General features: G+C 44.7%; 24 protein-coding genes. 18 read left to right on the top strand and 6 right to left on the bottom strand.

The features are described 5' to 3' along the window. Position 1: 1 nt before the first annotated feature. Positions 2-1,156, bottom strand: coding sequence for a hypothetical protein (locus NXH67_RS11365; RefSeq protein ID WP_272797446.1), 1,155 nt, complete (start codon positions 1,154-1,156; stop codon positions 2-4). A 157-nt stretch (positions 1,157-1,313) separates the two neighbouring features. Here NXH67_RS11365 and NXH67_RS11360 point away from each other — a divergent pair, with 157 nt between their 5' ends. The 6 genes from NXH67_RS11360 to NXH67_RS11335 all read left to right on the top strand — a co-directional run bounded on the left by NXH67_RS11360 (position 1,314) and on the right by NXH67_RS11335 (position 6,120). Beyond that, positions 1,314-2,195, top strand: coding sequence for a hypothetical protein (locus NXH67_RS11360; protein ID WP_272797445.1), 882 nt, complete (start codon positions 1,314-1,316; stop codon positions 2,193-2,195). 204 nt (positions 2,196-2,399) lie between these two features. Further along, positions 2,400-2,606, top strand: coding sequence for a 50S ribosomal protein L31 (gene rpmE, locus NXH67_RS11355; RefSeq protein WP_022774079.1), 207 nt, complete (start codon positions 2,400-2,402; stop codon positions 2,604-2,606). Positions 2,607-2,688: 82 nt separating this feature from the next. Beyond that, positions 2,689-3,687, top strand: a complete 999-nt coding sequence (locus tag NXH67_RS11350; RefSeq protein WP_022777024.1) for a DUF1385 domain-containing protein — start codon at positions 2,689-2,691, stop codon at positions 3,685-3,687. Positions 3,688-3,689: 2 nt separating this feature from the next. Then, the gene (gene prmC, locus NXH67_RS11345) at positions 3,690-4,538 is read left to right on the top strand and encodes a peptide chain release factor N(5)-glutamine methyltransferase (protein WP_272797444.1); all 849 of its coding nucleotides are present in this window, start codon (positions 3,690-3,692) and stop codon (positions 4,536-4,538) included. Positions 4,539-4,559: 21 nt separating this feature from the next. After that, positions 4,560-5,633: a peptide chain release factor 1 gene (gene prfA, locus NXH67_RS11340; protein ID WP_272797443.1), complete on the top strand. Its 1,074-nt coding sequence runs from the start codon at positions 4,560-4,562 to the stop codon at positions 5,631-5,633. Between the two features lie 127 nt (positions 5,634-5,760). Then, positions 5,761-6,120, top strand: a complete 360-nt coding sequence (locus tag NXH67_RS11335) for an Hpt domain-containing protein (RefSeq protein ID WP_022777026.1) — start codon at positions 5,761-5,763, stop codon at positions 6,118-6,120. Between the two features lie 2 nt (positions 6,121-6,122). Here the strand turns inward: NXH67_RS11335 and NXH67_RS11330 are convergent, their stop codons facing one another. Further along, positions 6,123-6,593, bottom strand: coding sequence for a DUF5721 family protein (locus NXH67_RS11330; RefSeq protein ID WP_272797442.1), 471 nt, complete (start codon positions 6,591-6,593; stop codon positions 6,123-6,125). A gap of 254 nt (positions 6,594-6,847) precedes the next feature. Here NXH67_RS11330 and NXH67_RS11325 point away from each other — a divergent pair, with 254 nt between their 5' ends. Then, positions 6,848-7,870, top strand: a complete 1,023-nt coding sequence (locus NXH67_RS11325) for a substrate-binding domain-containing protein (RefSeq protein WP_022777028.1) — start codon at positions 6,848-6,850, stop codon at positions 7,868-7,870. 83 nt (positions 7,871-7,953) lie between these two features. Here NXH67_RS11325 and NXH67_RS11320 read toward each other — a convergent pair whose 3' ends face one another. From NXH67_RS11320 to NXH67_RS11305, 4 genes are read right to left on the bottom strand one after another with little or no spacing between them, the layout of a single operon-like run. Further along, positions 7,954-8,790: a DegV family protein gene (locus tag NXH67_RS11320; RefSeq protein WP_272797441.1), complete on the bottom strand. Its 837-nt coding sequence runs from the start codon at positions 8,788-8,790 to the stop codon at positions 7,954-7,956. Between the two features lie 16 nt (positions 8,791-8,806). After that, on the bottom strand, positions 8,807-9,532 hold the full coding sequence (locus NXH67_RS11315; RefSeq protein ID WP_022777030.1) for a hypothetical protein: 726 nt from the start codon (positions 9,530-9,532) through the stop codon (positions 8,807-8,809). 13 nt (positions 9,533-9,545) lie between these two features. After that, positions 9,546-9,839, bottom strand: coding sequence for a DUF1294 domain-containing protein (locus NXH67_RS11310; protein ID WP_022777031.1), 294 nt, complete (start codon positions 9,837-9,839; stop codon positions 9,546-9,548). 4 nt (positions 9,840-9,843) lie between these two features. Beyond that, the gene (locus NXH67_RS11305; protein ID WP_022777032.1) at positions 9,844-11,067 is read right to left on the bottom strand and encodes an argininosuccinate synthase; all 1,224 of its coding nucleotides are present in this window, start codon (positions 11,065-11,067) and stop codon (positions 9,844-9,846) included. 340 nt (positions 11,068-11,407) lie between these two features. Between NXH67_RS11305 and argC the strand changes: the two genes are divergently transcribed. The 11 genes from argC (at position 11,408) to NXH67_RS11250 (ending at position 24,075) form a co-directional block, all read left to right on the top strand. Next, complete coding sequence (gene argC / locus NXH67_RS11300) at positions 11,408-12,460, top strand: N-acetyl-gamma-glutamyl-phosphate reductase (RefSeq protein ID WP_272797440.1); 1,053 nt, start codon at positions 11,408-11,410, stop codon at positions 12,458-12,460. A gap of 26 nt (positions 12,461-12,486) precedes the next feature. Further along, the gene (locus NXH67_RS11295; protein WP_022777034.1) at positions 12,487-12,930 is read left to right on the top strand and encodes a GNAT family N-acetyltransferase; all 444 of its coding nucleotides are present in this window, start codon (positions 12,487-12,489) and stop codon (positions 12,928-12,930) included. Positions 12,931-12,950: 20 nt separating this feature from the next. Further along, the gene (gene argJ / locus NXH67_RS11290) at positions 12,951-14,174 is read left to right on the top strand and encodes a bifunctional glutamate N-acetyltransferase/amino-acid acetyltransferase ArgJ (RefSeq protein WP_272797439.1); all 1,224 of its coding nucleotides are present in this window, start codon (positions 12,951-12,953) and stop codon (positions 14,172-14,174) included. A gap of 26 nt (positions 14,175-14,200) precedes the next feature. Continuing rightward, complete coding sequence (gene argB, locus NXH67_RS11285) at positions 14,201-15,112, top strand: acetylglutamate kinase (RefSeq protein ID WP_022777036.1); 912 nt, start codon at positions 14,201-14,203, stop codon at positions 15,110-15,112. Between the two features lie 2 nt (positions 15,113-15,114). Then, positions 15,115-16,314 carry an aspartate aminotransferase family protein gene (locus NXH67_RS11280; protein ID WP_330676683.1) on the top strand — a complete coding sequence of 400 codons (1,200 nt, stop codon included), beginning with the start codon at positions 15,115-15,117 and terminating at the stop codon, positions 16,312-16,314. Then, entirely contained in the window at positions 16,311-17,807 is a 1,497-nt protein-coding gene (locus NXH67_RS11275) for a sugar ABC transporter substrate-binding protein (RefSeq protein WP_022777038.1), read from the top strand. Before NXH67_RS11280 ends, NXH67_RS11275 begins: the two co-directional genes overlap by 4 nt. A 70-nt stretch (positions 17,808-17,877) precedes the next feature. Continuing rightward, positions 17,878-18,564, top strand: a complete 687-nt coding sequence (locus NXH67_RS11270; protein ID WP_272797438.1) for a helix-hairpin-helix domain-containing protein — start codon at positions 17,878-17,880, stop codon at positions 18,562-18,564. A gap of 21 nt (positions 18,565-18,585) precedes the next feature. After that, the gene (locus NXH67_RS11265; protein WP_022777040.1) at positions 18,586-19,266 is read left to right on the top strand and encodes a response regulator transcription factor; all 681 of its coding nucleotides are present in this window, start codon (positions 18,586-18,588) and stop codon (positions 19,264-19,266) included. Positions 19,267-19,275: 9 nt separating this feature from the next. After that, positions 19,276-20,778, top strand: a complete 1,503-nt coding sequence (locus tag NXH67_RS11260; RefSeq protein ID WP_272797437.1) for a sensor histidine kinase — start codon at positions 19,276-19,278, stop codon at positions 20,776-20,778. Positions 20,779-20,790: 12 nt separating this feature from the next. Then, a complete protein-coding gene (locus tag NXH67_RS11255) occupies positions 20,791-21,732 on the top strand; it encodes a GerMN domain-containing protein (protein ID WP_272797436.1) in 942 nt (313 codons plus the stop codon). A gap of 30 nt (positions 21,733-21,762) precedes the next feature. Beyond that, positions 21,763-24,075 (top strand): DNA internalization-related competence protein ComEC/Rec2, encoded by a 2,313-nt coding sequence (locus tag NXH67_RS11250; RefSeq protein WP_272797435.1) that lies wholly within the window; start codon positions 21,763-21,765, stop codon positions 24,073-24,075.

Here is a 24,075-nt window from a genome sequence, read left to right as displayed (position 1 = left end):
TTTATATTGTGATGCTAAAGCCTCCCGAGTTATATGCGGGAGGTATTGTTATCTGTGGGGGCTGCACAGGGGAAGAAGTAGAGGCGCTGCCAAGGGCGGGAGCAGCTGCAGTAGTTGTGGGAATGCCGGATGCTCCTTTGGCTTTGTCTGCTTCATGCTTGTCGAACATGGCTTTCATATAGTCGGCGTCGGCTTTGACTATGTCCTTCATCTCTTTATTTCGATGCTTTATCTTCAGCATTTTAAGATCTTCCTTGGACATATTCGGATCGGGAGCATACAGAGTCTGTTCAAGATCCGTAAGGTCAAGCTCCTCCATCATATCCTCCATGTCCCGCTGCATTTCCTCCATCATTTCTTCGGTCATATCGGACACTGCCTCGGTGTTCTCTGTGGCAAGTTCGGATATTTCCTGAAGCTCTGCCATCATGTCTTCCTGAGCCTGCTTAGCTTCAAAACGGTATTCCTCCTGCAGATCCATCAGGTACTGCGTGTTAGCAGCCATCTGCGCACTATAGCTCGAATATTCCTGAGCAGGAATAACTCCAGTGTCACTATTGCTATCAGTGTTAGCCTCAGAATCCTCAGTATTTTCAGACTGATCATCCTTTTTTTCCTCGCTTTCTTCTATGGCTTCGGCAATGCCTTTTCCTGTACGCTCTATCATTTCCTCCTGAAGGAGATGGTGCACCTTCTTTTTGGCCACACGCTCCATTGCCTTGGCGTGCTCGATGGAGAGCTCAAGCTCTTCCTGGTCGTAGGCTTCGTTGCCCTTTAGCCTTTTTAGCCGCAGGACTTCGCGTTTGGCTGCAGAAGCGGCGCTTCTGGCGCTGGAGGAGGTCTTGCTTCTTACTATCTGTGAAGATATCTTTTTGGAGCTGTACTGGAGTTTCTTTTTCTGAAGATCAGCGTCCTTGGCCTTCGCTCTGGATTCCTGAAGGGAACGGGCATAGCTGATGCCCTGATCAACCACGGAGGTCTGCTTCTGCGCCTCCCGGTGCCGGGCCTCCAGTTTTCTCATGGCTCCGGTATACTCACCCTCTGTCTTGGCATTGTTTAGCTGGGAGATGGCCTTTTGGGTATAAAAATCCCCAGACCTATAGCCATTAACTTTCTTGCTATATAAACCTGGGTTTGTAAGCATCATTATACTCATAGGGCATCCTCCGTGATGCGTTTCTCCCAAAAAAGGAGTATAGGAATCCATTTCATATCTTATATCGACTGTTTTCAATGAATTCTTTAGCTTTTTTCCCAGGATAGTGTAAAATTATTACATGAGTATTTAACGACTATGGACGGGGGGAAGCGATATGTGGTTTGACATTGAAGATTATCTGTTTGGCGGACTTGAGGGCTATACTGATGAATTCTATCTTGAGGTCATATTCTTTTCCGCGATTGTTCTTCTGTGCAGCTTTTTGATAATTCACTTTGGCATTTGCGTGAATACCTTCAGAAAAGATGTGACCGACAGGGCGCAGATTCTTATGACCAAAAAAGAGCTTCTTAAGCAGAAGAGCTTTGCCAGAGTGACATCCTTTATCTGGATCGTGGCCCTTTTCGCATCCATAGCGGCTCTTGGCATCTTCCTTGGAAGCAAGGCAGTGACAGCCTGGAGCGGAGTCCTTATGATTGTTGTCTCAGCCTGCGTATTTCTGATTGTCGCCACCATGCTCGCTGCAAGGAAAAAAACGCTTCATAAGGCGCTTTTTACATTTATATCCATTATTCTTGTGGCTGTCGGTATAATGCAGTTTGGAGTTATAGACATTGATTTTGCCGTAAGACTTAAGCACGTTCTGTTCTTTTTCTTTGTCCTGGCGGTCTACATTATCCTTGATTATGCGTTGTACCTTGTACTCATTGACCGCGTAAACAATCCCCTTCGCTTTGCCAGAGGCTTTTACATAGATAACCCCGCCGAATACGTCTGGACAACCGAAGAACAGCCCAAAATAAGAGTTCTCAAACCCGGTACCGGCAAGCCTGTTAAGATCAGGCGCTTCAATATCTACAAGATTAACGAACCGATATATAAGGTACGCAAGCTCACTTCGCCCAAGACCTATTACATATTTTACGTAGAAGATTCCCGTGTCCTTATCGCCGACACCCCCGACTCCAAAACCTCCACCCACATCTTCTACATACCCCTCCACCAGATCATCCAAAAAGACCTCACCGCCTGCTAACCGGTAATATTACGAGCGTCGTAGACAGCCATTCCTCCGCCCTTTATCAATACACCCGTCCTACTTGAATAAATTCGATCAATACAATTTTCAAAAAAGTACTTGCGTAAGGAATGAAATTATGTTAAAGTTATATAGCTGTTGTGAACAGCGGTAACTATAGGTAATAAGAAGAATTATTTGTATATAGAGAGGTGATAAGAGATGAGACAGGATATCCAGCCAGAATTCCATCAGGCCACTGTTACTTGCAACTGCGGTAACACATTCACAGTTGGTTCAACTAAGAGCGAGATCCACGTAGAAATTTGCTCAAAGTGCCATCCATTCTATACTGGCCAGCAGAAGGCTACAACTGCTCGTGGACGTATTGATAAGTTCAACAAGAAATACGGCATGAACAATCAGTAATTCATAAGATGTAGAGAATAATAGAGGTTGAGGCTTGGGCCTCGGCCTCTTTTTCTTTTATCAAATCATTCTGGAGGCGTCTATGAAAAAGCGCAAGGTTAAGCATTACTCAGGAATTGGCGGACAGGCCGTTCTTGAGGGTGTTATGATGAAAAACAAGGACATGTATGCTGTTGCCGTAAGAAAGCCCGATGGGGAGATCGCTGTTGAGGTGGATGAATATCACGGAATTGCCTATGGCAGCAAGCTTCTGAATATTCCATTTGTGAGAGGAATCTTTGTATTTATTGATTCACTGATCCTGGGACTTAAGTCACTTAATTATTCCTCATCCTTCTATGAGGAAGATGACAAGAATCCCACCAAGCTGGACGAGGGGCTTGAGCAGGTATCAAACGGTCATGAGGACACCTTCCTTATGGTGCTTACGACACTTTTTTCCTTTGCATTTGCAATTGCACTGTTTATGATACTTCCCTATGCTTTATCCGAGTATCTCAGCAAATTTGTGAGAAACGAGTCGCTTATAGCCATAATTGAGGGCGTGCTCAGGATATTTATTTTTATTCTGTATATCCTTCTGATATCCTGTATTAAGGATATTAGGAGACTGTTCAGATATCATGGCGCTGAGCACAAATGCATCAATTGTATTGAGAAGGGAAGACCTCTTACAGTCAAGAACGTAATGAAGAGCTCCAGACTTCACAAGAGATGCGGTAGCAGCTTCATTCTCTTTGTAATGTTCATAAGTATCATCCTGTTTTTCTTTATCAGAGTTGATTCTTATGTTATGAAGGTGGTTATCAGAATACTGCTGATCCCGGTTATTTCCGGTATCTCCTATGAGATCATAAGACTCGCTGGAAGAACCGACTTTTTCCTTGTAAGGCTTATTTCAGCTCCGGGGCTCTTGCTTCAGAGACTTACCACCAAGGAGCCTGACGAAGAGATGGTGAAGGTTGCCATCAAGTCCGTGGAAGCAGTATTTGACTGGAAAGAATTTCTTAAGGATTCCTTTGGCTACGAGGTAGATGACAGCTGGCTTGAGGATGAACCAAAAGAGGATACGGAAGCTTAAGTATGGATTACAGGACAGTATATCAAACTGGAATCGAACAATTGGAGAGAGCCGGGATAGCAGAAGCCAAGCTGGATGCCCGGCTCCTTTTGGAATATGCCTGCGATACCGATCACAGTACCTTGTTTGCCCATCCGGACAGAGAAGTGTCTGATAAGGAACTTGAAGCATACAGGGAACTTCTTGCCAGAAGAGAGCAGAGAGAGCCTGTTGCCTATATTCTGGGAAATTGGGATTTTATGGGACTTACCTTCAGGGTAAACAGTGATGTTCTTATACCTGAGCAGGACAGTGAGCTATTGGTGGAAGAGGCTATGCGGTTTTGCGAGGACGGGATGAAGGTTCTTGACCTTTGTACCGGCTCGGGGTGTATCGGACTGAGCCTTCTTAGATTTACCAATTATACTAATCTGGTGGCTACTGATATTTCCGCCAAGGCGCTGGACGTGGCAAGATCAAATGCTGAGAGTCTTGGACTTTCTGACAGAGCTACGTTTATTGAGACGGATCTTTTCCCGGAGATTCCCGATAAGGATAAGAAATATGATCTTATTCTGTCCAATCCGCCTTATATCGCCAGCAGTGTTATTGAGGGACTTGCTCCGGAAGTCAGGGACTATGAACCGAGGATTGCTCTTGACGGAGATGAGGACGGACTTGCCTTTTACCGCAGAATAGTGCAAAATGCAGGCGATTATCTGTATTCCAGCGGCTATCTCATTATGGAGATAGGCTATGATCAGGCCGAGGCGGTGACGGGACTTATGGAAGCTGACGGCAGATATCACGACATAGAGGTTATTAAGGACTACGGCGGGAACGACAGGGTTATCCGCGCATGTTTTTATTGATTTTGGGCTTTGAGGAAAGACATGTTTGATAAATTAGAAGACATTTTAAGAAAATTTGAAGATATAACCATGGAGCTTAACGATCCTTCCGTTATTTCCGACCAGAACAGGTTCAGGAGCCTTATGAAGGAGCAGAAGAGCCTGGAAGCGCTTGTAAACTGCTATCTGGAGTACAAGAAATGCAAGCAGGCTGTGGAGGATGCTCTTGTTATGCTGGATGAGGAATCTGACCCTGAGATGAAGGAAATGCTAAGGGATGAGCTCTCAGAGGCCAAAGACAGGATTCCACAGCTTGAGGATGAACTCAAGATTCTCCTTCTTCCCAAGGATCCTAATGATGAGAAGAATGTAATCGTTGAGATCAGAGCAGGAGTAGGCGGAGATGAGGCAGCTCTTTTTGCTGCAGATATGTACAGAGTATATACAAGATACGCTGAGAGACAGAACTGGCGCGTTGAGACCATGAGCGTGGAGGATATAGGCATAGGCGGTATTAAGGCTGTGAGCTTCATGATCAAGGGAAACGGCGCATACTCAAGGCTCAAATTTGAGAGTGGTGTGCACAGAGTACAGCGTATTCCGGCAACGGAATCCGGCGGAAGAATACACACTTCAGCTATTACAGTTGCCATTATGCCTGAAGTCGAGGATGTGGAAGTTGAGATCGATATGAACGACTGCAAATTCGATGTTTTCAGAGCTTCCGGTAACGGCGGACAGTGCGTCAACACCACAGATTCCGCTGTCAGACTTACTCATTTTCCCACAGGAATCGTTATCTCCTGCCAGGATGAGAAGAGCCAGCAGCAGAACAAGGCCAAGGCTCTCAAGGTTCTCAGGGCCAAGCTCTACGAATTGGAACAGGAGAGGCAGCACAACAACGAGGCTGAGCTAAGACGCAGTCAGGTAGGCTCCGGTGACAGATCTGAGAAGATCAGAACCTATAATTTCCATCAGGGAAGAGTTACCGACCACAGGATCAATCTGACGCTCTATAAGATCGATCAGATAATGGACGGCGATATCGATGAGCTTATAGATGCCCTTATTGCCGCAGACCAGGCCAGCAAGCTTGCACAGCAGTCAGCAGTCTGATCTTACCCTTAAGTCTAAAATAATAATTAAACTGCCGCTTACACGTTGAACAGAGATTTTAAATGATGTAAAATCAATGTATGGTACATCTGTTTGTATTATTTCGTTAATATTGGATTGGAGACATATGGACGCTGGATTCAAAAACGAACTAATAGAATGGGGCGTTGACTGGGAAGAAATCCGTGACAGGTTCATGGGCAATGAGGATCTCATCGCAAGATTTATGTTCAAGTTTTTGAACGATCAGAGTATGAACGATCTGACCAAATATCTTGCTGAGGGAAATGTTTCTGAGGCCTTCAAAGCTGTTCATACCTTGAAGGGTGTTGGAGCAAATCTTGGACTTAAGGGATTTTTGACACCGGTCTGTGAGCTTACCGAGATTCTCCGTGCAGGATCGATGGACGGTTATAAAGAAAAATATGACCTGATAAAACCAAAGTATGATGATCTTATTGTCATACTTAAGAAATATCAGGCCTAGAATTATAAGATTTCGTTATCTATGGAATTGTTATCAAGAAAGCTTGGGATATAATTGTCCCAGGCTTTTTCTATGCTCTTGTCCAGGGTGAAGATGCTTATGGCGCAGCCCGTGGTAAGAATCACATCTGAGTTAATAAAGCGAATATTTAGGCCAAGCCTTACCTGACTGTCATCTATTCCCGCATCGGCTTCTTTAATAAGTCTTGATTTAGCTTCCTCATTTAAGTAAAAAACAAATTTAAAGGAGAGGGGAGTGCGCTTTCCCTTTATAAGCTCATAGCAGATCGGTTTCAGATCCTTCCAGGTGGAATATTCTCCGGGCATGGCATCTGCGCTGTCTGCGCCTGCGGGTACATCCTTGTAAAAATCCTTGTGAATCCTGCCGTCGATATGGAAGGTGTTAAAGGTTGTGACCTCTGCTTCCTCCACTTGGAATAAGTCAAAGAGCTCGGAAGCAAGGAGTTTGGACATAAATGCTTTTTTATTCTTTATCCTGATTGATATCATGACTAAAACTTTCCTTGTATTAAAATCTCTTAGAAGTATAGCACATAAACGGGGATTTGGCTCATGAATTGTGTATTGAAGAAATAACGTTCATATTTATTCGGTAAAAAATACACAAAAATTTTCAAATTTTCCGACAATTTTTGACTAATTAGTTAATATTATCCAGGCTAAAATTAGTTTATAATTATATTTGTTAAGTTTAATAGGGGGAGATTATGGCAAAGACAGTCAGATTGAAGGATATTGCCGATAAAATCGGTGTTAGCACGGTAACTGTATCCAAAGCTCTTTCCGGACAGAAGGGAATGAGCGAGGAACTCAGGGAGAAGATTCATGCTCTTGCAAACGATATGGGCTACATTCCGTCTGTATCAAGGAAGGCAGACTTCTCCAACAAGAGTTATACGATAGGCGTACTTATCTCGGAGAACTTCATGAGTGAGTACAGCTCTTTTTACACAAGAATGCATCAGCAGGTATCCCAGATTGCCATGGACAGGGGATGCTTTACAATGCTGGAGGTGGTCTCTGTTGAAAATGAGAAAAACAGGGTCACTCCAAGACTCATTGAGGACAGGAAGGTTGATGGCATTGTGGTAGTTGGAAGACTGGAGGAAGGTTTCCTTGAGATGATCAAGGTAAGAACCGGAATTCCAATGGTTTTCCTTGATTTTTGCAATCACACCGGTGATGAGGACGCAGTGGTTTCAGACAGTTTCAATGGCGCCTATTGCCTAACCAATTATCTGTTTAATATGGGACATTCCAAGATTGCTTTTGTAGGTACTTTGCTGGCATCAGGGGCAATTACCGACAGATATCTTGGTTATAGCAAGTCACTTCTTGAGCATGGCCATCCCATAAGAAAGGACTGGATCATTCCGGACAGAGAAGTTGATAACGGAATCATGGATTATAACCGTTTCTTTAAACTACCGGAGGAAATGCCTACAGCTTTTGTCTGCAACTGCGATATGGCAGCCAGCATGCTGATAAGGAAGCTGAATGAGAGAGGTTACAAGGTTCCGGATGATATATCCGTTGTGGGCTTTGATAATTATCTTTTCCCGGGACTGTGTGATATCAAGCTCACTACCTTTGGTGTTGATACCTATGAGATGGGTAGAAATGCTGTTCTTAACCTTATCAGGAAGATAAGCGGTGAGAGATACAGACAGGGAATTATGATCCTCGAGGGCCACATGGTGGAAGGCGAGAGTGTCAAGAAGATTGGATGATATAAATATCGTTTAAAATATTGCAATACAAAAGGAGCAAATGTAGAAATACATCTGCTCCTTGTTTTTGGCGTTCTGATATGTCAGCAGGTAACAACGATTCCGCCGTCTCCGGCATAGGTTGTGGCAACTCCTGCTGCATCTACGATTATAGCCTTCTTGAAGGGTACTTTTTTCATGATGATATCCTTGACTACCGCAGCTCTTTCGTAGCAGTTGACGTGTGTGATCATAAGTGTCTTCTCCACGGGATCAATTATCTCCTGGGCTACGATCTCGGTCATCTTAATAAGAGCTTTTCTGATGCCTATGCCCTGGCTTCTCTGAGCAACTTCGCCCTTAACGGCGCAGCATACGGGCTTGATGTTGAGGGTGGTGGCAACGATGGCCTTCATTCCTGTAAGACGTCCGTTCTTTCTGAGGGTCTCAAGAGAGTCCAGAACGAAATAGGTATTCATGCCGTCTCTGTAGGCTTCCAGTTTCTCTACAACCTCATCAAAGGGCATCCCTGTATCGGCCAGTTCCATGGCCTTAAGGGCAATCTGAGCCTCGCCGCAGCAGGCGCTCAGAGAGTCGACTATATGAATATTCTTGGGGCCGTGCTCCTCATGATACAGGCTCTTGCCAAGAAGAGCACTGTTATAGCTGCCGCTTAGCTTGGAGGAAAGAGTGACAACATATACGTCATCAGCGTCTGTTTCATATGCACGCATAAACAGCTCCGGCGATGGGCATGCTGATCTGGCGGAGTCATCTGAAGCGGCAACCTTGGCCAGGAAATCCTTCTGATCAAAGGTCTCGTCATCAATGATCTCATAGGGACCAACCTGAAGTATCAGGGGCACGATCTGAAAACGCGGATCTTTTCTGTATTCCTCGGGAAGATCGCAACAACTGTCAACAACTATTTTATAACTCATAAAACCTCCGAAACTTTTATTGCTTGGAAATAATCTCTCTGGCTTCATTGATAGAATTTCTGTATACAAGAGAAATGCCTAAGGTTACACCGTTGTCCATAGTAACGCTGAACATGGACTTTTTGCTAATGTGATTGATATTGATAAGCCCCTTATCGGATACGGGACATATCTGCGGGAAAATTATGCATTGTTCGTAGAAATTGTATATGTCGCTAAGGATATGCACCTGATTACCATCCTGCAGAAAAACAATGAGCTCCGACCCCTGTTTTTTGACACAGACGATATCATCGCCTTTGGCGTAGAAGGTACCATCCTTGCCACGTAGTTCCAGGGTCTTAATGGGATCACCCTGGGCTTTTTTGATCTCATCCACCATGGCAGTGATCTCAGCAACCTTGATGGGCTTGTTCATGAAATATATATTGTCTGCTCTGAAATCTGATTCCTCATATTCTCTTTTGTAGTCAATGGAAGAGGATAGAAGGACGATTGGCTTAGTAACTCCGGCTTTAACAAGGAGCTTGGCCACTTCAAGACCCGTGGGCTCTTCAGATATCATATCCACAAAAAGACCGTCATACATCTGAGGGTAGTGGAGAAAAGCCGGAACGTTGCCGTAGGAGTCGATGTAGATTCGCTCGCCGGTTTCCTTGAATATTCTGTCAGACTGTCGCCCCAAAAGTCTCTCGGTCTGTTTTCTGTCTGCTATATTGTCATCACATATCGCAATATGCATAGTTCCCCATCCTTTAAATAAAACTGAGTTCTATCGGAAGCCAGATAAACAGGCCGACAAGTATGGCCTGCAACACAATAATTATAGGCATACCGAACTTAAAATACCAGTGTTTTGTTTTGTGTCTGAAAACGTGCATTCCTGCTGTCGATCCGATACTTCCTCCCAGAATCGCGATAGTAAAAAGAGTCGCCTCAGGGATGCGGAAGGCATTTGTGCGAGCCTTCCGCTTATCAATTCCCATTAAGGCGAACCCTAAAATGTTTATTATTACAAAATATCCGATTGTAATGATAAGTGAATTCATGAAATTACTTGTTGTTTTCCACTTCCTGCATCTTCATGGCACGAACCTTTGAGGAGAGGCCAAAGAGATTGATGAAGCCTTCGGCATCGTGGTGATCGTAGAGATCGCCGGTCTTGAAGGACGCAATGCTCTCGTTGTAGAGAGAGTAAGGAGACTTGGTGCCAGCCTTGATGATGTTGCCCTTGTACAGCTTAAAGGTAACTTCTCCTGTTACATACTTCTGGGTTGACTCGATAAATGCCTGCTCTGCTTCGCGAAGAGGAGTGAACCATTTCCCTTCATATACTATATCGGCAAACTTGTTGCCCATATCTTTTTTCATTGTATAGGTATCACGGTCCAAAATCAACTCTTCAAGCTGCTGATGTGCTTCGTAGAGAATTGTTCCGCCGGGGGTCTCATATACTCCGCGGCTCTTCATGCCTACTACACGGTTCTCAACAATGTCAACGATTCCGATACCGTTCTCGCCGCCCAGCTTGTTGAGGGTGCGGATGATGTCGGAAACCTTCATTTCCTTGCCGTTAACGGATTTGGGAACTCCGGCTTCGAAGGTCATTGTTACAGTGGTAGGTGTATCGGGAGCATCCTCAGGAGTTTTGCCCAGAACAAGAAGGTGCTTGTAGTTAGGCTCCAGAGAAGGATCCTCAAGCTCAAGTCCCTCATGGGAGATATGCCACAGGTTCCTGTCACGGCTGTAGCTGGAATCTGCAGAGAAAGGAAGATTGATGCCGTGAGCCTTGCAGTATTCAATCTCGGATTCACGGGAATCCATTGTCCACTTGTCATTTCTCCATGCTGCAATGATCTTGATGTCGGGAGCAAGAGCCTTGATACCAAGCTCGAAACGGATCTGGTCGTTACCCTTACCTGTAGCGCCGTGGCAGATGGCTACTGCGCCTTCTTTTCTTGCAATCTCAACAAGTTTCTTGGCAATAAGAGGACGTGCCATGGAAGTTCCAAGGAGATACTTGTTCTCATAAACAGCGTGAGCCATTACGCAGGGAACGATGTACTCGTCGCAGAACTCATCAACTACATCAAGAATATAGAGTTTGCTGGCTCCGCAGCTCTTAGCTCTCTCATCGAGACCGTCCAGCTCTTCTTCCTGTCCGCAATCAATGCAGACACAAACAACTTCATAATCAAAGTTTTCCTTAAGCCATGGGATGATAGCAGTAGTATCAAGTCCGCCGGAGTATGCAAGTATAACCTTTTCTTTTGCCATAACAGATTTCCTCTTCTTTCTTTATATTTGTATTTCGATTATCATTATTATATTGGACCATAGATTTGTGTCCCTGCCATTCAATATAAACCACTTATGCATAAAATGCAACCCCAAAATGCATAAATATTTAAAAGATAATCAAAATATGCATAAATATTTAAATAGCCTATTGCATATTTTTTTTAATAGAAGTATACTGAATCATGCCTATTTGAATTTTTGCTATCTGATCATGGAATAGTGAGATGAATAAAAAATATGCATAATAAAATGCATAAAACAATGCATAAATTGTGAAAAATGATGTATAAACAATGCATAAAACGAGGTGAAGGCTATGATAAAGGTTGGAATAATCGGCGCCACAGGCTACGCCGGAGCGGAGATCGCAAGGCTTATTTACGGACATCCACAGGCAGAGGTTGTCTGGTACGGATCCAAGAGCTATATAGATGAGAAGTTTGCTTCTTTATATGGTAATCTGTTCAAACTGGTGTATGCCAAGTGTCTGGACGACAACATGGAGGAGCTGGCCGATGCGGTGGATGTGATATTTACAGCAACTCCCCAGGGGCTGTGTGCATCCCTTGTGAATGAAGATGTACTTAATAAGGTTAAGATAATCGACCTTTCCGCTGACTTCAGACTTAAGGATGTTTCCGTTTACGAGAAGTGGTACAAGATAGAGCACAAAGCACCTTCTTTTATAGAAGAAGCAGTTTACGGACTCTGCGAGATCAACAGGGACAAGATTAAGTCCGCAAGGCTCATTGCCAATCCCGGATGCTATACAACCTGTTCAATTCTTACAGCTTATCCTCTTATTAAAGAAGGACTTATTGATCCGGATACTCTTATTGTGGATGCTCTTAGCGGTGTATCCGGTGCGGGGAGAGGTGCCAAGGTGGCAAATCTGTACTGCGAAGTTAATGAGAGCTGTAAGCCTTACGGAGTTGCCAATCACAGACATACACCGGAGATTGAGGAGCAGCTTGGATACGCAGCAGGCAAGGAGATGCTTATTAACTTTACACCTCACCTGGTTCCCATGAACAGAGGAATCCTGGCAACAGAGTATGCAACTCTTATTAAAAAGGATGGCAAACTTCCTACAGCCTCCGATATAAGAGCAGCCTATGAGAAATATTACGGCAAAGAGAAGTTTATAAGGCTTCTTGAGGATAATGTATATCCCGAGACCAGATGGGTTGAAGGCAGTAATTTCGTTGATATCGGCTATAAGATCGATGAGCGCACCGGAAGGATCATTATGATGGGTGCCATCGATAATCTTGTTAAGGGAGCCGCAGGACAGGCCGTTCAGAACATGAATATCCTGTTCGGGCTTGACGAAGCCATGGGACTTGAGATTGTTCCCTGTTTCCCATGACGGACATAGGCTGTGAGGTGAGTTTGATGGTTCGTACAATGACTATAGAAGATTATGATGAGGTCTATGCTCTGTGGATGTCCATCCATGGTTTTGGAATCAGGACAATGGATGATTCCAGGGAGGGAATTGAGAGATTTTTAAAAAGAAATCCCACCACCTGCGCAGTTGCAGTGAAGGATGGAAAAATAGTGGGTGCAATCCTATGCGGACATGACGGCCGAAGAGCCTGTCTCTATCATGTATGTGTAAGTGAGCAGTACAGAATGCACGGCATAGGCAAAAAAATGGTGAATTTCTGCTGTGAAAAACTTAAGGAAGAGCAGATAAACAAGGTGTGCCTCAACGCTTTTGTCACCAATGAAGTGGGAAATCGCTTCTGGCAGAAGATGGGATGGACCCTTCGCTCCGATATGAATTATTACGATTTTGTTCTAGAGGATAAGAATCTTACGGTTTTCAACAAATAAAACAATACGAGGTGAATAGCATGAAGGTCATAGAAGGTGGTGTTACCGCTGCATCAGGATTTAAGGCAGCAAGCTGTGAGGCTAATATCAAATACAAAGACAGAACTGACATGGCATTTGTATATTCGGAGAAACCCTGCGTGTGCGCTGGAACCTTTACCACTAATGTTGTGAAGGCTGCCTGTGTTCAGTGGGATCAGAGAATTGTTAAGTCGGGGGATCCCATGCAGGCTGTAGTTATCAATTCGGGAATTGCCAATGCCTGCACCGGCAAGGAGGGTTTTGATGCCTGTGAAGCTACCGCCAGGGCCGTGGAGAAGTGTCTTGGTGTTCCCTATAATACAGTTGCTGTAGCTTCCACCGGGGTTATTGGAATGCAGCTCCCCGTCGACAAGCTCTGCAGCGGAGTCGAGAAGATGGCAGGGACTCTTGATGGCAGCATTGGAGCCGGAACAGCAGCTTCCAAGGCTATCATGACAACAGATACAGTTAATAAAGAAGTTGCGGTATCTTTTGAGTTATCCGGAACGGAAGTACATCTTGGTGGTATGAGCAAGGGCTCAGGAATGATACATCCCAACATGTGCACAATGCTTGCCTTTCTGACAACGGATGCAGCCATTGAGAAGAGCCTTTTGCAGAAGGCTGTAAGCGAAGTTGTGGCTGAGACTTTCAATATGATCACAGTAGACGGTGATACATCCACCAATGATACACTGCTTTGCATGGCAAACGGCGAAGCAGGTAACGCGGTTATTGGTGCTGAGAATGCAGACTATGAGACCTTCAAGGAAGCTCTTTTATATGTTTGTAAGTTCCTTGCCAAAAAGATGGCAGCAGACGGAGAAGGCGCAAGCAAGCTCTTTGAGGCCAAGGTTGTTAATGCCAAGTCTCTTGAGGATGCGAGAACTCTTTCAAGGGCTATCGTAGGCTCCAATCTGTCCAAGGCAGCGATATTTGGCTGTGATGCCAATTTCGGACGTTTCCTGTGTGCCATGGGCTATTCCGGTGCTGACTTTGAGCAGAATGATGTGGAGCTTTTCTTTGAGAGTGCAAACGGAAGACTCAAGGTTTTTGACAAGGGAACCCCGATTGTTTTCGACGAGGATGAGGCTCTTAAGATAATGAAGGCCGATGCGGTTACTGTTTTCGTTGATATGCATGAAGGAAGCGCCGAGGCTACAGCCTGGGGATGTGACCTTACTTATGACTACGTTAAGATCAATGCAGACTATCGCAGCTGATAACAGCTGATGCATGGGAGGATAATATGGACAAGGATATGCAGGAAGTATTAAAAAAAGCTGAGGTTTTGGTTGAGGCTCTGCCTTATATCCAAAAGTTCAACAGAAAAATCATTGTTGTAAAATACGGCGGCAGCGCCATGAGTAACGCAGAACTTCAAAAGAGTGTTATCACGGATGTGACTCTTCTTAAGCTTGTAGGCTTCAAACCCATCATTGTCCACGGAGGTGGCAAGGCGATAAGCTCCTGGGTCTCCAAAGTAGGTAAGGAAGCACAGTTTGTCAACGGACTCAGGGTTACGGATTCCGAGACCATGGAGATCGCAGAGATGGTACTTGGCCGCGTCAACAAGCAGCTTGTCAGCATGGTTCAGGAGCTGGGAGTCAAGGCTATTGGTATTAGCGGCAAGGATTCCGGACTTTTACATGTGACCAAGAAATATTCCGATGGCAAAGATATCGGCTTTGTTGGAGAGATAGACAAGGTTGATCCCAAGGTTTTGTATGACCTTATGGATAACGATTATCTTCCTATTGTTGCACCGATAGGTTTTGATGATAATTTTGACACTTACAATATCAATGCAGATGATGCGGCCTGTGCAATTGCCAAGGCGGTAGGTGCAGACAAGCTGGCATTTCTTACCGATATCGAGGGCGTATACAAGGATATCAATGATCCGTCAACATTTATTTCAAGGATGACCTGCTCCGAAGCGGATGCTCTTATTGCAGGCGGCAACATCGGAGGCGGCATGCTTCCAAAGCTTAATAACTGCACCAGCGCCATCAGAGAGGGTGTTAACAAGGTGCATATCCTTGACGGAAGGATTCCCCATTGTCTTCTTCTTGAGATATTTACCAACAAGGGTGTCGGAACCATGTTTATGGGAGATGCCGATGATCTGGCAGGTGACGCCGCCAAGAAAGAGGCCTGAATATGAGTGATGTGATGAAAAAATATATAGAAGATGCCGAGAGTGCTCTTCTTCATACCTATAATCGTTATCAGATAGTCCTTGATAAGGGAGAAGGAGTATATCTCTATGATCTTGACGGCAAAAAATATCTCGACTTCGTGTCCGGTATTGCGGTATTTGCCCTGGGATATCATTACAAGGACTATGATGATGCTCTCAAAGCACAGATTGATAAGGTGATTCATACCTCCAACTATTATTACAACGTTCCTGCTGTGGAAGCTGCAGGGAAACTCAAAAAGGTTTCAGGCATGGACAGGGTATTTTTTACCAACAGCGGAGCTGAGGCTATAGAGGGAGCGCTTAAGGCTGCAAGGAAGTATGCTTATCTCAAGGATGGAAGAACAGATCATGAGATAATTGCCATGAATCATTCCTTCCACGGCAGAACCTTCGGAGCGCTGTCCGTTACAGGTAATCCTCATTACAGAGAACCCTTTGAACCAATGATCGGCAATATCAAGTTTGCGGATCTCAATGATTTTGACAGCGTACTTGCCTGTGTTAACGACAAAACCTGCGCTATCATCCTTGAGACGGTTCAGGGAGAGGGGGGAATTTTCCCCGCAACCGAGGAGTTCCTGACCAAAGTAAGAGCACTGTGTGATGAGAAGGATATTCTGCTTATTCTTGATGAGATCCAGTGTGGTATGGGCCGTACGGGATACATGTTTGCATGGCAGAAATACGGAATTAAGCCCGATATCATGACCACCGCCAAGGCTCTTGGATGCGGAGTTCCTGTCGGAGCATTCCTTATGACTGAGAAGGTTGGCCAGAATTCACTGGTGGCAGGAGACCACGGAACCACATACGGTGGAAACCCCCTTGCCTGCGCAGCAATCAATAAAGTTCTTGATTTATTTAATGAGGACAATATAATAGAGAATGTGAAAGAGGTAGCACCTTATCTGGAGCAGCGTCTTGATGAACTTAAGGATAAATATGATTTTATCGTAGACAGACGCGGCGCAGGTCTTATGCAGGGGCTGGTATTTAACAGGCCGGTAGCGGAGGTTATCGGCAGAGCTCTTGAAAAAGGTCTTATTCTGATCAACGCCGGAAGCGAGATCATCAGGTTTGTTCCCTCTCTGATTGTAAGTAGGAAGAACATAGATGACATGATCGAGATCCTCGATTCGTGTCTGGGGAGTTTATGAAACTTAGAATAAGAATATATTCAATAATTCTAATAGCCTGTACTCTGGCAGGTGCCTTTGTTTATGCCCGCTCAGAGCAGAATGTGTTTGAAGATCATTCACTGTTCACCAAAGAGAAGACAACAGTAAGACTCTGGTATACGGACGATTCACTCACTCCGTATCTCCAGAGTAAGGCTGTTGCTTTTTCTGAGTCCAATAAAAGCGTCAGGGTTGAGCCGGTTCTTGTTTCGGGACTGGAATACCTTGAGGCTATCAATAAAGCATCAGTCGATGATGACAATTATCCGGATTTATACATAACCACCAATGATTCCCTTGAGAAGGCCTATCTGGCAGGTCTTGCCATGGAGATTGACAGCGGCGAGGATTATCTTGATGAGGAGATGTTCCCTATTGCGGCTGTTAATTCTGTTAAGTACAGGGGAAAATATATTGCTTATCCTTTCTATTTTGAGACCAGTTCTCTTGTTTACAACAAGACCTATCTCGAAGACATGGCCAAGGAGAGAGTCCAGTCCGAGATGGATGCGGCTGAGGGTGAGGCTGCACAGGCAGAGGCTGATGCAGCAGCTTCAGAAGGTTCCTCTGAGGATGCCGCTGACGCAGCTTCATCAGAGAGTACCATTTCTCAGGAAGTGATAGATGAAGTTGTTGAGGAGAGCCTTCCTCTTACAATTTCCGATATCCTTGTCTTTGCGCAGAACTACAATGCCCCTGAGCAGGTAGAGGCCGTATTTAAGTGGGATGTAACGGATATCTTCTACAACTATTTCTTTGTAGGCAATTATATGAATGTGGGCGGAAGCGCCGGTGACGATGTTTCCAAGATCGATATCTACAATACAGATACCATCAGCTGCATGAAAATATATCAGCAGCTCAATCAGTTCTTTGCTATTGATGCCGAGGAAATAGATTACGATTCCATAACTAAAGACTTTATTGACGGTAAGATCGTCTTTACCGTGGCAACAACGGATATTCTGGCCAGGATCAATGAGGCCAAGGCAGCGGGAGAGTGTGATTTCGAATTTGCAGTTGCGGATATGCCCGGACTTACAGGAGATTTCGGCACCAGAACTATGTCAGTTACCCAGTGCATTGTAGTTAACGGCTTTTCCCAGAATTACAGCGCAGCCAATCAGTTCGCAAGATATCTTTGCAATGATAATTCCGGTGATATTTATTCCATGGGTGGCAAGGTTGCTGCTCACTATGGCGTGAAATATGCGGACAAGAATCTTAATACCTTTGTTGACGTGTACAATGATTCGGTTCCTATGCCCAAGACCATTGAGACCAGCAACCTCTGGATGGAACTTGAGATCGCATTTACCAAGATCTGGAACGGTGAAGACTGTAATGCCACATTGAAGCAGGTATCTGAACGTATCATGACTCAGATAACCGGTGAAGTATACGAACAGGACAAACTTCCTGATCCTGAGAATGTGGATATTACCGAGGGACTTTCTGAGGATAGCGATTAAGTAGCTTGCACAATTTTTTTTAATAAATTAGAATAAAAAAAGCATGGCGGGGTCCTCTTAGGAGGAAAACATGCGCAAATTTTTATTGATTTTGGTTTCTTTATTATGTCTGACCGGATGCGAGCGGGCTTCATCCGAGGTTGTACTTCGGGATGTTTCCGGCTTGGAGAGTAGTGAGATAGATGTGACAACTGTGGAAAAATCGGATGCTTCATCGTGTTATACAGCTGATGCTTCAGAGGCATCGGATGCGCAGGTCAGCATAACGACTATTGTTGTTTATGTCTGCGGAGCAGTCAGAGCTCCCGGAGTTTATGAACTTACGGAAGGCGCCAGGATTAACGATGCTGTTATGGCGGCTGGAGGTTTCTCTGAGGAAGCGGATACCGATTATGTCAATCTTGCGGCAGCTCTGAAGGATGGAATGAAACTCAGGATTCCTACAATGGCGGAGACAGCTGCTGGCAGTGATACTGAAGCGGCAATGCAGACGCAGAATGGTACTATGCCTGAGAGCTACGATACTCCGGTGGATTCTTCCGGGGACCTAAGTGACGGTGATTCGGAGCTTGTTAATATCAACACGGCTTCCAAAGAACAGCTAATGACTCTTCCGGGTATCGGAGAGAAAGTGGCCACCAGGATAATCGAGTACCGTGACAAGAATGGGAACTTTCGCAAAAAAGAGGATATAATGAAAATCTCCGGAATTAAGGATAAACTTTTTTCCAAGATCAGTGATAAGATAACAGTTTGAATATACAGGATTGGTGAAAACATGAGTAAAAAGGCACTTGTAGTTGATGATGAGAAAGTAATCGTAAAGGGCATCAAATTCAGTCTCGAACAGGATGATATAGTTGTTGACTGCGCCTATGACGGCCAGGAAGCTCTTGAGATGGCAAGAGCCAAGGAATATGACATCATTCTTCTTGATGTTATGCTTCCGGGACTTACCGGATTTGAGGTATGCCAGCAGATAAGGGAATTTTCCAATGTTCCGATTATCATGCTTACTGCCAAGGGCGATGACATGGACAAGATCTTGGGACTTGAGTACGGTGCTGACGATTATATAACCAAGCCTTTCAATATTCTTGAGGTTAAGGCCAGGATCAAGGCCATTATGAGAAGAGCTACCAAGGCTTCTTCCGGAAAGGGCGACATCGAATACGGAGATCTTCGTCTCAATGAGGAATACAGACGAGTATTTATCGGCGACAGAGAGATCAACGTAACCAGCCGTGAATATGAGCTCCTTGAGCTTCTTGCTTCCAACCCCGGCAAGGTATATTCAAGAGAAGAGCTTCTTACTACCATTTGGGGAAATGATTATCCCGGTGATGAGAGAACCGTTGATGTTCATATCAGACGACTTCGTGAGAAGCTTGAGAGTACACCCAGCGAGCCCAGATATGTAAGAACCAAGTGGGGAAGCGGATACTTTTTCCAGGCATAATGTGATACTATGGCGCAGATTTTTAAGAACCTTAAAATTCGATATATTTTAAAAAGTCTAAGGGTACGATTCTTCATAATTGTTTTCGCAACAGGCCTTATATCCTGTCTTGTTATGCATGCGGTAATTCTTGACAGTTATGAGGATCGTGCCGTCAATGTCAGATCAACTGAGGTTCAGACTCAGTTGAAGATTCTGGCTAATCACCTGATCGCTTACAATTATTTACAGGACACTTCTTCCGAGGTTATCAATGCCGAGCTCGATATGCTGGCTAATCTCTATGACGGAAGAGTAATGGTCATCAATGACGATCTTAAGGTCGTTAAGGATACCTACAATATCAGTCAGGGCAAGATTATTATTTCCGAAGAAGTAGTTAACTGCCTTAAGACGGGACAGAGGGGAGCTGTATCCAAGTTTGACAAGAACAACGGATATATTGAGATGATCACTCCCATTATTGAATCTCAGCTGATCCAGGAAAAGGATGTATCTGATGTTGGTGATACCGGCGTTGTTGTAAGGGGTGTGCTTCTTACCAGCGTATCAACGGATACCATTGAGACAACTTTGGATATTCTGGGAAGAAGAGCTACGACTCTTGAAGTTATTATTGTAACGGTCATCCTTGTTTTCGCTGCCTGGGTTGCCAATATTCTTCTTAAACCCTTTAACAGGATCACAGCCGCCATCAACGATGTTAAGGCAGGATATACGGACCAGCCTGTCAGCGGTCCCAATTATTATGAGACCGAGCAGATCCTCAATGCCTTCAATGCTCTGCTTAAGAGGATGAAGGTACTGGATGATTCCAGACAGGAATTCGTATCCAACGTATCTCATGAGCTTAAGACCCCCATCACTTCCATGAAGGTTATTGCGGATTCTCTTCTTGCTCAGGAGGAAGTACCAAATGAGCTGTACAGGGATTTCATGAATGATATTTCCCATGAGATTGACCGTGAGGACAAGATAATCAACGATCTTCTGGTGCTGGTCAAGATGGACAAGAAGGCATCGGGACTTATTGTCACCAATGTTGATGTGGTCAATCTTACGGAATCTGTTCTTAAGAGGCTTCGTCCCATTGCCATGCAGAGAAACATTGACCTTACTCTTGAGAGTAAGAGAGCTGTTACGGCTGAGATTGATGAGGTCAAGATATCGCTGGTAATAATGAACCTGGTGGAGAATGCCATCAAATACAACAATGACAACGGCTGGGTCAGAGTTACTATAGATGCGGATCATCAGTATTTTTACATTGAGGTTAAGGACTCGGGGGTAGGTATTCCCGAGGACTGCTTCGACCATATTTACGAGAGATTCTACAGAGTGGACAAGTCCAGATCCAGAGAGGTAGGAGGCACAGGCCTCGGACTGTCCATAGCAAGAAGCGCGGTTATTATGCACAGAGGTTCAATAGACCTTAAGAGTAAGCCGGGAGAAGGCACCACCTTCACCATCAAGATTCCGCTTATCTGTGCAGGCAACAAGAAGCAGCAGTGAGAGGCTACGGATATGATAGGAGCAAAGCATAAGCTTTTTATTAAAAAACTGAATACCCTGCTGGTTGTCACGCTGCTTGGCATCGTTTCTTTTGGCTGCAGCAAGCAGAAGGAGCCGCCGGAAGGCAGTATCAAGGTATATTATGTGAACAGTGAGGAGACCGGCATTATTTCCGATGATTATGTTCTCAATGCCGGTATGGAGGATGCTGACGCCGCCATAGCGGAGCTGATGGAGGTTCTTCGGACCATGCCTGACAGGCTGCAGTATGAGGCGCCTATTTCCGATAGCAATGAGCTGATCAGCTATACCCTTAAGGATAAGCTCCTTACCTTGAATTTCGGGGCAGGTTATATGGAACTTGGAAGAACCATAGAGATCCTTGACAGAGCTGCAATAGTCAGGACTTTTACCCAGCTTGACAGCGTTGATTATGTGTCCTTCCAGATAGACGGAGCGCCCCTTACAGATCACTACGGGAATATTGTCGGAAATATGTCAGCAGATACCTTTATCAATAATGTGGGCAATGAGATCAACACCTATGAGAAGGTACAGCTCAAGCTCTATTTTGCCACCAAGGAAGGCAACAGGCTAAGCCCTGTGTACAGATCCGTTGTGTATAACAGTAATATTTCCATGGAGAGACTTGCGGTTGAGCAGATCATAAACGGGCCCAACACAGACATAGTTTTTCCTTCGATTTCCAAGGATACCAAGATTAAGAGTGTCAATGTCAAGGACGGAGTCTGCTACATTGACTTTGACAATGGCTTCCTTAGCCCGGTGGATAATGTTACGGCAGAAGCTGCAATCTATTCCATCGTCAACACGGTAACAGAGCTTCCTGCAGTTAACAAAGTGGCATTTTCCGTTAACGGTGAGGATTCCTTTACTTTCATGGACTTTCTTATAAGCGGACAGTACGAGAGAAATCTTGATATTGTCGACTAATTCTAAATAATCAGGAGTTTGTCATTAATTATGAAACGGCCGTTATGTCTGATTACCATAGTCATTGCGGCGGCTGTGTTTTTGTACCTGGAGTTATTTTCAGACAATCTGCTCTCTGATACTTCGGGGGAGATTGACGGAAGCCACATTTCCATATGCGGCACCGTCAGCTTTCGCGAGTATCGGAAGGACTATATCGGCAATGTTTTGCCTGTCTTGTATCTTATCCCGGATAACGGTGAGTATTCCGGGAATCTGAAATATATTCAATGTTACATGAGTTCTTCAGAAGGGTATATTCCTTCAATTGGGGAAAAAATTAAAGTTGAAGGCAGGGTGAAGGCATTTATGCCTCCCACCAATCCCGGAGAATTCAACAGTCTGCTGTATTATTCAACCTTAAAAATTTCATACAGATTGACCGGAGCGCAGGTGCTGGGAGCCTCCGGAGAAATGGATCATGTAAAAGAGTACCTGTGCAGGATCAGGTTCTTCCTTGAGAGATCACTGGACAGAGCACTTGAGCCCCGGGACAGCGCCATGCTTAAGGCAGTTCTTCTCGGGGACAGGGCCTATATGGACGAGGAGCTGAAAGAGCTCTATAAGCAGTGCGGGATTATTCATATTCTGTCGGTCAGTGGTCTTCACATTTCAATAATGGGAATGGGAATATATGAACTTCTTAGGAAAATCCGGGTGAACCAAAATCTGGCGGGACTTCTTTCCATAGGCTTTATATACCTGTACGGCACCATGTGCGGTATGGGAACATCACCCTTTAGGGCAATACTTATGTTTTCGCTAAGAATGCTGGCGCCTATGTTGAGAAGAACCTATGATATTCTGACAGCTTTGGGGCTGGCGGGATTACTGCTCCTTATAAGCCAGCCCCTTTACCTGTATAACAGCGGCTTTTTGTTCTCCTTCGGGGCTGTTATTGGAATCGCTTATTTAAGACAATCACTTTTACCTGTGTTTTTGGAAAAAAAGTGGAAAATGCATCTGGTTACGGATGATGAGGAAAAGCGGTGGCAGAAGGTATTTTACTTTTGTACGGAAAGCCTTATATCTTCGCTGGCGATATTTATTGTGACGCTGCCGGTATATGCCTCGTCTTACTATACTTATCCGGTCTATGGCTTTATGCTCAATCTTTTGATAATTCCTCTAATGATCCCATTTATGATTGTGGGATTCATATGCCTTGTTCTGGCAGCCATATCATCGAAACTGGCGTTTATACCGGGAATAGTAGTGCATGTGATACTTGAGGGGATCAGTTTATCCTGCGAAGCGATGAGGGGAATTCCCGGCAAAACCTGGTACATCGGGCATACCGATCATATTAAGATCACCATATATCTTGCGATCATACTGGCTTATCCGCTTATATCGGATATGGTGAAGAAGAGGCTATCCGGTAAGAAAAAGATAACCGCGCAAAGGAGACTGTTATATGAGGCGGCAAGGTATGCGGTTCTTATAGGAGCCATGGTCATATTACTGTTTAGCATAAAGGCGCCTGTCACGGTGACGGCGCTTGATATCGGACAGGGAGATGCGATTGTTCTTGAGGTAGAGAATAAGACCATGCTTATTGATGGCGGTAGTACCTCCGAGAAGCAGATAGGTAAATATAAGCTGATTCCCTTCTTGCAATATGAAGGTATCGGTTATATCGACATAGCGGTTATGACCCATGAGGATACGGATCATATAAGCGGGCTTCTGGAGCTTATGGATGATATGGAAAAGGGTGGAATTGCTATTGGTAACCTGGTGCTTCCGGGGATTCCTGAGAGCCTTAAGGGCGATAATTATCATGAGCTGGAGAGTAGAGCCTCTAAGCTTAATATTCCCATAACATATATCTGCGAGGGCAAGAAGCTGGTTATTCCCGGAACAAGCGCTGAACTTATCTGCCTCAATCCGGATCCGCATATTTCCTATGAAGGTGCCAATGAATACTCTACTGTTCTGTATATGCGATATGGTGATTTCTCCGCTCTTTTTACCGGAGATGTGGAAGGCGCCGGGCAGGAGAATCTCAAGGAAAATATTGCATTGGCAGGGGGTGAATATTCAGGTCTTACGCTACTTAAAGTGGCCCATCATGGTTCCGAATACACCACCGATGAGGAATTTCTTAATATGGTCAGGCCAAAGATCGCAGTGATCAGCTGCGGAAAAGACAATTCCTACGGGCATCCCCACAGAGCCCTTCTTGAGAGGCTTAACTCCTTTGGCGCAGGAATCTGTCGCACCGATGAAAGCGGCGCGATAAGGATAGAAACAAACGGGAAGAACTGCAAAATCATCCCATTCGTGAGCTTAGGAGAGTAA

Origin of the sequence: Butyrivibrio sp. DSM 10294, assembly GCF_028539135.1 — a bacterium.
Lineage (GTDB): Bacteria > Bacillota > Clostridia > Lachnospirales > Lachnospiraceae > Butyrivibrio.
This window is presented reverse-complemented; position numbering and strand designations above follow the sequence as displayed.